This window comes from Trichlorobacter ammonificans, assembly GCF_933509905.1.
Classification (GTDB): Bacteria; Desulfobacterota; Desulfuromonadia; order Geobacterales; family Pseudopelobacteraceae; genus Trichlorobacter; species Trichlorobacter ammonificans.
Genome location: NZ_OW150024.1, coordinates 972,428 through 983,813 on the forward strand (window position 1 = coordinate 972,428; position 11,386 = coordinate 983,813).

At 63.3% G+C, this 11,386-nt stretch carries 4 protein-coding genes and 1 CRISPR repeat array (1 of these 5 only partly in view); of the genes, 1 reads left to right on the top strand and 3 read right to left on the bottom strand.

The features are described 5' to 3' along the window. Positions 1-5,101: direct repeats of the CRISPR family, unit length 37 nt; unit sequence GAAGCGCCCGTCCCAAAGGGCGGGCGTGGATTGAAAC; it begins 4,129 nt to the left of the window's first position. Positions 5,102-5,330: 229 nt separating this feature from the next. Then, on the top strand, positions 5,331-6,566 hold the full coding sequence (locus tag RAK07_RS04480; RefSeq protein WP_305731643.1) for an HD domain-containing protein: 1,236 nt from the start codon (positions 5,331-5,333) through the stop codon (positions 6,564-6,566). Positions 6,567-6,618: 52 nt separating this feature from the next. Here RAK07_RS04480 and RAK07_RS04485 read toward each other — a convergent pair whose 3' ends face one another. From RAK07_RS04485 to RAK07_RS04495, 3 genes are read right to left on the bottom strand one after another with little or no spacing between them, the layout of a single operon-like run. Then, positions 6,619-7,800 carry an HlyD family type I secretion periplasmic adaptor subunit gene (locus RAK07_RS04485; RefSeq protein ID WP_305731644.1) on the bottom strand — a complete coding sequence of 394 codons (1,182 nt, stop codon included), beginning with the start codon at positions 7,798-7,800 and terminating at the stop codon, positions 6,619-6,621. Further along, positions 7,797-9,965 carry an ATP-binding cassette domain-containing protein gene (locus RAK07_RS04490; protein ID WP_305731645.1) on the bottom strand — a complete coding sequence of 723 codons (2,169 nt, stop codon included), beginning with the start codon at positions 9,963-9,965 and terminating at the stop codon, positions 7,797-7,799. The genes RAK07_RS04485 and RAK07_RS04490 overlap by 4 nt, the downstream gene beginning before the upstream one ends. Then, on the bottom strand, positions 9,962-11,272 hold the full coding sequence (locus RAK07_RS04495) for a TolC family protein (protein WP_305731646.1): 1,311 nt from the start codon (positions 11,270-11,272) through the stop codon (positions 9,962-9,964). The genes RAK07_RS04490 and RAK07_RS04495 overlap by 4 nt, the downstream gene beginning before the upstream one ends. Positions 11,273-11,386 lie beyond the last annotated feature (114 nt).

Here is an 11,386-nt window from a genome sequence, read left to right on the forward strand (position 1 = left end):
AAGGAGTATCGCCCCAAGAAGTAAAATAAACCATTAGAAGCGCCCGTCCCAAAGGGCGGGCGTGGATTGAAACAAAGCTGGTGCCGAAGCCATGCGAGAAGAAACTTTGAAGCGCCCGTCCCAAAGGGCGGGCGTGGATTGAAACGATTTCTGTGTGCTTCAGCGGAAAGCCCATCATCGAAGCGCCCGTCCCAAAGGGCGGGCGTGGATTGAAACAACGCCCTGCTCTACTTCTACCGCCACGTCCTCAAAGAAGCGCCCGTCCCAAAGGGCGGGCGTGGATTGAAACTTTCACCACAACATCTAGCCTCAAAAAAATTACGAAGCGCCCGTCCCAAAGGGCGGGCGTGGATTGAAACACCGGTGTCGAGCGCTACAATGCACTGGCTGGCCGAAGCGCCCGTCCCAAAGGGCGGGCGTGGATTGAAACATGATCAGCGAAGCAAACGGCTCCCGTTCGCGGGGAAGCGCCCGTCCCAAAGGGCGGGCGTGGATTGAAACACCATCACCGATGCCACCGACTTCGTCTCCGGCGGAAGCGCCCGTCCCAAAGGGCGGGCGTGGATTGAAACAATATGATAAAAATCTTGTAGCTGATCACAGCCCAGAAGCGCCCGTCCCAAAGGGCGGGCGTGGATTGAAACCAAAGCCGGTGCGAGTCGAAGACGAAGAATATCTTGAAGCGCCCGTCCCAAAGGGCGGGCGTGGATTGAAACTTGTCATCTGAGTTGGTGAATCCCGGCCTGCGGTAGGAAGCGCCCGTCCCAAAGGGCGGGCGTGGATTGAAACATCTGGTTTGCGCGGGTTGCCACATCCGCCACCTGAAGCGCCCGTCCCAAAGGGCGGGCGTGGATTGAAACTCAAAAGGGGGAGGCTGTTCCCGCCCCTCCCCCCGGAAGCGCCCGTCCCAAAGGGCGGGCGTGGATTGAAACAGCTTTGAGAGAAGCTGGCAATCTTAGAGCCATTCTCGAAGCGCCCGTCCCAAAGGGCGGGCGTGGATTGAAACACAGATTCAGATGCTTACCTGATCACGGATGCTTTTGCAAGCGCCCGTCCCAAAGGGCGGGCGTGGATTGAAACATTAACCTGCCGGTCATGCTCGACGACCCCACCCGGAAGCGCCCGTCCCAAAGGGCGGGCGTGGATTGAAACTATGACTGGTTTAACAACGATCCAGAATTCAAAGCGAAGCGCCCGTCCCAAAGGGCGGGCGTGGATTGAAACATTGCTCCCGGTGCGGTCACCGGCGAGACCACCGAGAAGCGCCCGTCCCAAAGGGCGGGCGTGGATTGAAACAGAAATCCTGCGGCTGCGCAGCTACAAGATCAGCAGAAGCGCCCGTCCCAAAGGGCGGGCGTGGATTGAAACCCGGCGGGCCTCACGCAGACGATCCGCCTCGTCCGAAGCGCCCGTCCCAAAGGGCGGGCGTGGATTGAAACAAAAACGGCATCATGAACGGCGTGTTGACCTGGAGAAGCGCCCGTCCCAAAGGGCGGGCGTGGATTGAAACGTTTTTTGGTCGGATTGTGCACGCACGTTACACGAAGCGCCCGTCCCAAAGGGCGGGCGTGGATTGAAACTGCCAACTCCACGCCACACGAGGGGGCGGGTTCGGGAAGCGCCCGTCCCAAAGGGCGGGCGTGGATTGAAACACGGCGGGTACAGGCCATACAGGCCCTGGCTCAGGAAGCGCCCGTCCCAAAGGGCGGGCGTGGATTGAAACCTGCTGCTTTTGCTGCGGTTGCGAGTTGCGACATGGAAGCGCCCGTCCCAAAGGGCGGGCGTGGATTGAAACCTGATCCCTCCAATTCTGGATGGGGGTCCCTCACCGAAGCGCCCGTCCCAAAGGGCGGGCGTGGATTGAAACAGCATCAAAATCAGCATCCATACCCACCTCCAAGAAGCGCCCGTCCCAAAGGGCGGGCGTGGATTGAAACATCCTTGACCAGTTCCAGGTTGGTGGCGATCCGGCGAAGCGCCCGTCCCAAAGGGCGGGCGTGGATTGAAACCCCATCAGGAGCAGGATTGAATAAAAGACATACATGAAGCGCCCGTCCCAAAGGGCGGGCGTGGATTGAAACAATAGAGCGATCTTGGACATGGGTTAACTCACACAGGAAGCGCCCGTCCCAAAGGGCGGGCGTGGATTGAAACAATCCGGACCGTTGTTACTACCTCTTTGATCTCGAGAAGCGCCCGTCCCAAAGGGCGGGCGTGGATTGAAACTACTCAGTTTGGAATATAGTCTACACAGTTCTGCGGAAGCGCCCGTCCCAAAGGGCGGGCGTGGATTGAAACCAAGGATCGCACTCTCAACCTTTGCAACTGCTCGGGAAGCGCCCGTCCCAAAGGGCGGGCGTGGATTGAAACGATTTTGACGCACTTTGTTCGCTTGACACCGCAACCGAAGCGCCCGTCCCAAAGGGCGGGCGTGGATTGAAACCGCTGTCCAGGGCGCTTTAATCATCGTCGTCCTCCGAAGCGCCCGTCCCAAAGGGCGGGCGTGGATTGAAACTCAATGTGGCTGGATAGCTCGATGGATCGGTAACGAGAAACGCCCGTCCCAAAGGGCGGGCGTGGATTGAAACAACATCGCCCGGCGCACAATACTGTCTGCTATTCGGAAGCGCCCGTCCCAAAGGGCGGGCGTGGATTGAAACTGGCGCTGCGGGCCGTGCCGGTGGAATACTACGCCGAAGCGCCCGTCCCAAAGGGCGGGCGTGGATTGAAACACGTTACCGACATGCCAGAATCCAGGCTGCTCACCGAAGCGCCCGTCCCAAAGGGCGGGCGTGGATTGAAACAACTCGCTCCCGTTGTCGGCGCTTGGCCTCTTCGGGAGAAGCGCCCGTCCCAAAGGGCGGGCGTGGATTGAAACTCCGTCTTTAACGATTAGATTAATTTCGGTGCGGTGAAGCGCCCGTCCCAAAGGGCGGGCGTGGATTGAAACCTGTAGACGTGACAGTTCGACCTGGAGCTTAGTGAGAAGCGCCCGTCCCAAAGGGCGGGCGTGGATTGAAACCGGGTTCGGAGCCGTATCCATGTATGAGATACAGGAGAAGCGCCCGTCCCAAAGGGCGGGCGTGGATTGAAACTGGTAGATGTTGCCAGCAGCAGTAACGACGGCAGAGAAGCGCCCGTCCCAAAGGGCGGGCGTGGATTGAAACCGCTCTCGCATCGTCGCAGTCGCCGTCGTCGTCTCGAAGCGCCCGTCCCAAAGGGCGGGCGTGGATTGAAACTCCATGTCCTTGTCGGCAACGCCCATGCTCTCGCGAAGCGCCCGTCCCAAAGGGCGGGCGTGGATTGAAACAACCCGGTGACTGATATTGCCTGGCAGGGAATTTGAAGCGCCCGTCCCAAAGGGCGGGCGTGGATTGAAACTTCTTGCTGCAACAGTGTCTGTATGGCCTTGTCTGGAAGCGCCCGTCCCAAAGGGCGGGCGTGGATTGAAACCGCCCGATGCCCCCACCAATGTTGATTCACTCCCGAAGCGCCCGTCCCAAAGGGCGGGCGTGGATTGAAACGAGGTCGGTCAGCAGATCGTTACCTCCGGGTTCGGAAGCGCCCGTCCCAAAGGGCGGGCGTGGATTGAAACCAGGGCATGGCCGCCGCCCAGGACACCAGCACGAGGAAGCGCCCGTCCCAAAGGGCGGGCGTGGATTGAAACAGCGTAGAAGAATGCTGACTAAAGTCGAACGTGATGAAGCGCCCGTCCCAAAGGGCGGGCGTGGATTGAAACTTGTAGCAGTACGATTCGCCGAATCCGAACGGCAAGAAGCGCCCGTCCCAAAGGGCGGGCGTGGATTGAAACAGCCTCAATCTGGCGAACTTTGCCAAGCGTGCCGAAGCGCCCGTCCCAAAGGGCGGGCGTGGATTGAAACACCGGAGTTATTAAGGAAAACGGCGTAACAACCGCGAAGCGCCCGTCCCAAAGGGCGGGCGTGGATTGAAACAGACGAGGATCGTTGATGGAGGGGGCACCGCACTGAAGCGCCCGTCCCAAAGGGCGGGCGTGGATTGAAACGATTTTGACGCACTTTGTTCGCTTGACACCGCAACCGAAGCGCCCGTCCCAAAGGGCGGGCGTGGATTGAAACATAGAATTGAGAAGGGACTGTATCTCGAAACCAGCGGAAGCGCCCGTCCCAAAGGGCGGGCGTGGATTGAAACCAGAGCCTGATGGTGACCACGAATAATACTGGACGAAGCGCCCGTCCCAAAGGGCGGGCGTGGATTGAAACCTCGGGGGTGTGTCTGCGTTCGTCAAGCACGGTGTGAAGCGCCCGTCCCAAAGGGCGGGCGTGGATTGAAACCGGAATCGGCTTTCGTACTCAGCGAGTGGCTGTAGAAGCGCCCGTCCCAAAGGGCGGGCGTGGATTGAAACATCACAGCCCCTTCAGTTGGCCTCAGACGCTCTTGAAGCGCCCGTCCCAAAGGGCGGGCGTGGATTGAAACAGCAGAACCCCGAAGAAGCGGGCGCGGCAATGGGTGAAGCGCCCGTCCCAAAGGGCGGGCGTGGATTGAAACAATTATTTAGTGCTTCCCTTTACTTTTTCATAACGAAGCGCCCGTCCCAAAGGGCGGGCGTGGATTGAAACAGGGTACCGCTGTCCAGGAACTCGTTGACGAAATGAAGCGCCCGTCCCAAAGGGCGGGCGTGGATTGAAACAAGACATAGATGATGCCGTCAAGAAGCCAAGAAAGAAGCGCCCGTCCCAAAGGGCGGGCGTGGATTGAAACAAAACCCATGCCGATAAAGCTTTTATATATTCTGTGAAGCGCCCGTCCCAAAGGGCGGGCGTGGATTGAAACATCAGGATCGTCCACCCACTTGCCGCAGCCAGTGGGAAGCGCCCGTCCCAAAGGGCGGGCGTGGATTGAAACGGCAAGCTCTGTATCCGTTGGCGGTACTGTTCGTCCGAAGCGCCCGTCCCAAAGGGCGGGCGTGGATTGAAACAGGAAAAGCCTGATGGTCTCAGCGGCAACGAAGAGAAGCGCCCGTCCCAAAGGGCGGGCGTGGATTGAAACCATAATGAAGGCGATTTCAGCGGTGGAAAGCGCTTGGAAGCGCCCGTCCCAAAGGGCGGGCGTGGATTGAAACAGACCCTTGACTGGGAACGGGTGGGGTTTGATGCTGCCGGCAATATCGTTGGTACCTCCACACGCAGTGAAGTATACTGCTGCCATTCTGCCTTTGGAGCCTGCCATGCCCGCTCTTCCCATCCGTGACAATCGTGCAAGCGCCGAAACGGAGCTGCGGGGCAAGCTGGCGGGGATCGTGCTGAACAGCGGCGCTATCGATAGGAGCCGCTTCTGCGAGTGAAGGAACCATGGACGATCCACTGAGACTGGTGGGACAGCTTTTTCCCGCACCCTGTCACGACTACCTCTACCTGGTGGGGGGCTCGGTACGGGACCGGTTGCTGGGGCGACCGGGTCGCGATCTTGACCTGGTGACCACGCTCGATCCGTCGGTGCTGCAGCGGCTGGGGTTTCGACCGGTGCAGGGGCGCACCACCTCCCTGATCTGGTTTTTGGCGCTGCCGGGGGAAGGAACGGTGGAGGTGACCCTGCTGCCGGAGGGAAGCTCCCTGGCGGATGATCTGCGGCGCCGGGATTTTACCATGAACGCCCTGGCCCTGACCCCGAACGGCAGACTGCTGGACCCGCTGAACGGCCGCCGCGACCTGGAGCAGCGTCGGGTGCGGAGCTGTTCCGCGTCCTGCTTCCGGGATGATCCGCTGCGGCTCTTCCGGGCGTTGCGGTTTGAGGCGGAGGGGCGGCGGATGACGCCGGAGACCCGGGCCCTGGCCGCTCAGCCGGAGGTGCTGAACGGACTGGACGGCATGCCGGTGGAGCGGTTCAGCCGGGAGCTGGTGAAGGCGCTGGCCGGAGCAGAACCGGAGCGGTTTTTCAGCGGCATGGCGGCGCTGGGGGCGGGCCGCCACTGGCTGCCGGAGGTGTTTGCCATGTCTGCCGTGCCGGCCGGGCCGCCGGAGTACCATCCCGAGGGGGACTTGCTGACCCATTCGCTGCAGGTGCTGCAACGGACGGCGGCCCTGACCCCCGACCCCCTGGCCCGGTTCTGCGGTTTTTTGCACGACCTGGGCAAGCTGCAGAGCGACCCGACCCAGTACCCCCGGCATCATGGTCACGACGAGGCCGGGTTTGAGCCGGCCCGCCGGCTCTGCCGCCGGTTGCGGCTGCCCACGGCCTGGGGCCGGGCCCTGGCCTGGAGCTGCCGGCTGCATACCCGGATGAACCGCTGGCCGGAGCTGCGGGACGCCACCCGGCTGAAGACGGCCCGCCAGGCGGACCAGGCCGGTATCGCCGCCATTTTGCCGCTGGTATCGGCGGCGGACAAGGCGGGGAGCACGGTGCCGCCGGACTGGGGGCTGACCCTGGCAACGGCCCGGCTGAACGCGGCCGGGCTGGGGGTGGGGGAAGAGCGGCTGGCGGCGCTGCCGCCGGAGCAGCGGGAGACATTCCTGCTGCAGCGGCGGATTGAACGGCTGCGAGCGGCGGCCGGCAGGGAAGAAAATGAAAATGAAAACGGGGTGCGGTGAATAGCCGTACCCCGTTTTGTCTGATGGGTCCCTCCGGGCAGCGAATCCGCGGTCAGCGTTCTCCCAGGGATTCGCTGAGGGTTTTCTTGAGCGGCTTGAGGATGAACTGCATCACGGTGCGGTTGCCGGTACGGATATCCACCTGGGCGGTCATGCCGGGAAGGATCTCCAGGGACTTGCCGCTTTTGCTCTTCACCGGGTTGTCGGTGGTTTCCACATGGACGCGGTAGTAGCTCTGCTCGCCGAACTTGCTTTCTTCCTTGATGGTGTCGGCGCTGACGTAGGTGACTTTCCCCTCCACGGCGCCGTAAATGGTGTAGTCAAAGGCATCGAAGCGGATGGCGGCGGTGAGCCCCGGCCGGATCATGGCGATGTCCGCCGGCTTGACCCTGGTTTCCACGATCAGCTTGTCGTCCACCGGCACGATCTGCATCAGTTCGTCCCCGGCCCGCAGCACGCCCCCCTGGGTGGTGACCCGCACGTTCTTGACAATGCCGTCCACCGGCGCTTTGAAAACGCTGTCGGAGAGCTGCTGGTTGCGCTGGGTCTGCACCTGGGCGTTCTGGCCGATGTCGTCCTCGGCCTTGGCCAGTTCTGCCTGAATATCCTGGTAGTATTTGTTGCGGCGGTTGACCAGCTGGGCTTCGGCTTCGTTCAGGGCCCGTTCGCTGCGGATTACCTCGGAACGGCTCACGTCGCCGGTGGTGGCCAGCTTCGCCACGATCTGGGCATCTTCCCGGGCCAGCTTCACCGCCACCTGCAGCGTGTTCATCTCTTCGCGGAAGCTCTGCCGCCGCTGGGTGAACAGGGCGCGCTGCACCTTGACGATCTCGGGGAACTGCAATACGTCCGGAGGAAACCGGATATCGCGGTCGCCGGTGATCTCCGCCCGCAGGCGGGCGGCCTGGCCCCGCAGCGAGGCCAGGCGGGCCTCCAGTTCCCTGACGGAGGCCCCGACGCGGATCTGGTCCAGCACCGCCAGTACCTGCCCCTTTTTGACCTGGTCTCCTTCCTTGACGTGCAGGGTCTTGAGCACGCCGCCGTCCACGGCCTGGATTACCTGAATCCGGCTGTTGGCGATGACGGTGCCGGTGCCGCGGGTGGTCTGGTCCACGTGGTAGACCGAGGCCCAGATGATCAGCAGGACCACGGTTGCCACCAGGGTCCAGAGCAGCAGCGAACGACGCATGCCGTGGGAGGATGTCGGTTCGGTATGATCGTGCATGATGGTCATGGTGTGCTCCCGGAAGCGTTCTGGGCGGCCTGGGCGGCTTGCATGGCCTGGATCACCTCCGCCGGTGGGCCGTCGGCGATCACCTGGCCCCGCCGCATGATCAGCAGCCGGTTGGCCAGGGAGAGCAGGCGGGGACGGTGGGTGGCGATCAGCACGATGTCCGTGGGCCGGGTGTGGCTTTGCAGCGCTTTCAATACCCGTTCCTCCGATTCCGTGTCAAGGGAGGCCGACGGCTCATCCAGCAGCCAGACCCGCGGACGTGCCAGGAAGATGCGGGAGATGGCGGTCAACTGGCGCTGGCCGCCGGAGAGCCCCTGGCCCCCTTCGCTGATTTCCGTGTCCATGCTGCGGGGACTGTCCGCCGCTACCCGGTCGAGTCCCAGCAGTTCCGCAACCTCCAGGAAGCGGGCATCGTTGATGCCGCCGGCCAGCATGATGTTGTTTTTGAGGGTCCCCTTAAAGAGATGGACGTCCTGGGGAAGGTAGCCGATCCGTTCGCCGAGCACCTGCGGGTCCAGTTCCCAGATGTCGGCCCCCCCCAGCTTTACCTGTCCTTCCGCCGGTTTGTACAGCCCCGCCGCCAGCTTGAGCAGGGTGGACTTGCCGCAACCGTTGGGTCCCATCACCACCACCCGGTCGCCCGGTCCGAAGGCGAGGGTCTCCACCTGCAAGCGTATCACCGGCGTACCGGGGTAGGCGAAGCGGACCCCTTCAAGCTCCAGCCGGTCCGGCAGGGTTTCGGGGACCAGCAGCACTTTCCCCTCGGGGCGGTTCCCCTCCAGGGCCAGCAGGCGGTTGACCATTTCCAGGGCTTCGCGCACATGCTGCCATTGCACCAGGATGCCCACGCTCTGGGCGATGGGGCCGATCACCTTGCCGCCCAGGATGGTGCAGGCGATCAGGCCGCCGGTGGTGAGCTGGCCGGCTTCGATCAGCAGGACCCCCACCACCACGGCGGCAACGTAGCCCACCGTGCTCAGGGTGGCGGTCGTGGTGGTGGTGAGGCTGCTGATCAGCTTGCTCTTCAGGGAGTAAGCGGCCATGCTCGCGGTGATACTGCGCCACAGGTCGGCGAAGAACCAGCCGCTGCCGCTGGACTGGATGGTTTCCGCCCCCTGGATCGTGTCCACCAGCAGGCCGTGGCGCTCGTGACCCCGCTGGATTTCCAGGCGGGCAAGGGTACGCAGCTGGCGCTGGGCCAGCCAGCCCAACAGCAGGGATACCGGCAGCAGCGCCAGGTAGACCGTGCTGATCATCCCGCCGATGGCGGCGATGAACACGATGAACATCAGGCCGAAGGGGAGGTCGGTCATGGCGAAGACGATGGTGGAGGAGAAGAAGGTGCGCACCGTTTCCAGGCCGTTCATCTGGGCGGCCAGGGAGCCCAGGCTGCGGGGGCGCTTGTCCAGGCGCAGATCCAGCAGGTGTTCGTAGAGTTGCTGGGACAGGGCGATATCCACCCGCTTGGCAACCTCGTCCAGGATGCGGGAGCGGATAAACTTCAGCACCCAGTCCAGCAGCACCATGATCACCATGCCGGCCACCATGGCCCAGAGGGTGGCGTAGGCAAAGGTGGGCACCACCCGGTCGTAGACCTGCATGGAGAAAAGGGAGGTGGCCACCGCCAGCAGGTTGACCACCACGGTGGCCACGCCGACCTCCAGCAACCAGCGCTTGTCCCGCAGCAGTTCCCTGAGCAACATCTGCGAGGCGCTGCTTTTCAGCAGTTCACCGGCAGGGGTTTCCGGCCGCTCCACCCGTAGCCAGAGCACCACCGCATCGACCAGTTCGCCGTTGGCGACCCGGCTGACGGTGCCGTCGGCAGCGGTGAGGAGCAGGACACCCGCGTCGCCGTGCTCCGCCAGTTGCCAGCAGCCGTTATGCAGCAGCAGCGCCGGCAGGTGGCGATGATCGAAACGTTCCCAGCGCAGTTGCGCCACCTTGATGTTCTTGAGGCCGGCAGCCAGCAGAATGCGGGAGACCCGTTCCGCCGGCTTCTGTTCCACGCCTTCCTGCTGGGTGGCAGCGCAGGCCTGTTCAAGTTCGCCGGGGGGCACGGCAAGGCCGCGCTTGAGCAGCAGCCTGCCCAGGACCGCCGCCGTGATGGGGGTTGCCATACCGCTTTCGCCGAATATGACGGTTTCTTCCTGTCCGTCCGTTTTCATTGGATCACTCCTGCCGGGGAATCGAGCTGTCCCAACTGGGCCGCCAGACGGAGGGACCCCTCCTGGTGGGAACTGCGCGCCTGTTCCAGCGCGAGGCGGGCATCGGACAGTTCCCGCTGCGCGTTCAGTACATCCACCCAACTCTTGCGCCCTGCATCGTACTGACGCATGAAGGAGGCGAGGGTCTCTTCGTTGAACGTCACCAGCGCCTCGTTGTTGCGGATGATGGTGTCCAGGCTCTTCAGATCGATCAGCAGCGACTCCGCCTGCCGCCGGACCTCGGTGCGGGCGGCCTCCACATCCCGCTTGGCCGATTCCACCCGGCTGTCCGCCGATTTGACCCGTTTCCAGCCGGAAAAGCCGAGGCCCTCCACGGTTCCCTCCAGCACAACGCCGAGCCGGGTTCCCTGGGGCAGGTTGCGGCTGCCGGCCTGGGTAAAGAGGTCCTGTTCCATCCGGGCGTAGAGGCTGGGCAGCATGTTGGCCTTTGCCAGGTCGGCGGTGGTGCGGGCCAGCTCAACATCCTGAAGACGCTGTTCCACGACGGCGGAGACCTTTTCCACGTCGTCGACGATTCGGGCGTGGGGCGGCAGCAGCAGCAGTTCGGCCGGTACCGGCAGGGCGGCGGGAAGCGGCTGCCGGGTGAGGGCCCGCAACTCGTTGTGGGCGCGCTGCAGCGCCGCCTCCAGTTGCAACAGTTGGATTGCTGCCTGATGCAGACGGGAACTGGCCAGGTTGACGTCGGCGCGGGAGGCGATGCCGCCCTGCTCCCGGGTGGCGATGAGGGTTTTCAGGCGCACATGCTCTTGGACATTGCGTTCAGCCGCCTTGATCCGCTGGCGTATCCCCTGGATCGTGGCATAGGTGGCTGCCGTGCTTTCCAGGAGTTGCCGCTGCACCGCCAGCAGGGAGAGCTTGCCGGCCCGTTGCCGGACCGTGGCCTGGTCGATGCTGCCGTCGATCCGTCCCCCCACCCAGAGCGGCTGGCGCAGCACGGCAACCATGGCGTGGTACTGGTCGCCGGTGGTGCTCGCCGCGGTGGAACCGGCAACCGTGCCGGTGGTGCTGGCCTGCACCGACAGGGTGGGGTAGCGCAGCGACTCGGCCGACTCCAGTTCAAAACCCAGGGCGCGCAGTTCGTCCAGCTTGCCGAGTACCGCGGGATGCCGGCTGATGGCGAGGCGCAGCGCCGTAACGGTTCCGTCGTCCGCTGCCGCCGCCTCCCGGGCCGGGGCGGCGGGACAGAGCAGCAGGCAGAAAAACAGTGCCGGCAACAATCGTCTCCAATGGTGCATGATCGGTTTCATCGAGGTTCCGTCCAGTTCCGGCAGCGGTTCCGCCGGTTACGATTCCACAACAAACGACAGGACACCCATGGGGGCATCCTGTCGTCCAACGCCGTTGCGGTCAGCCGGTGGGGC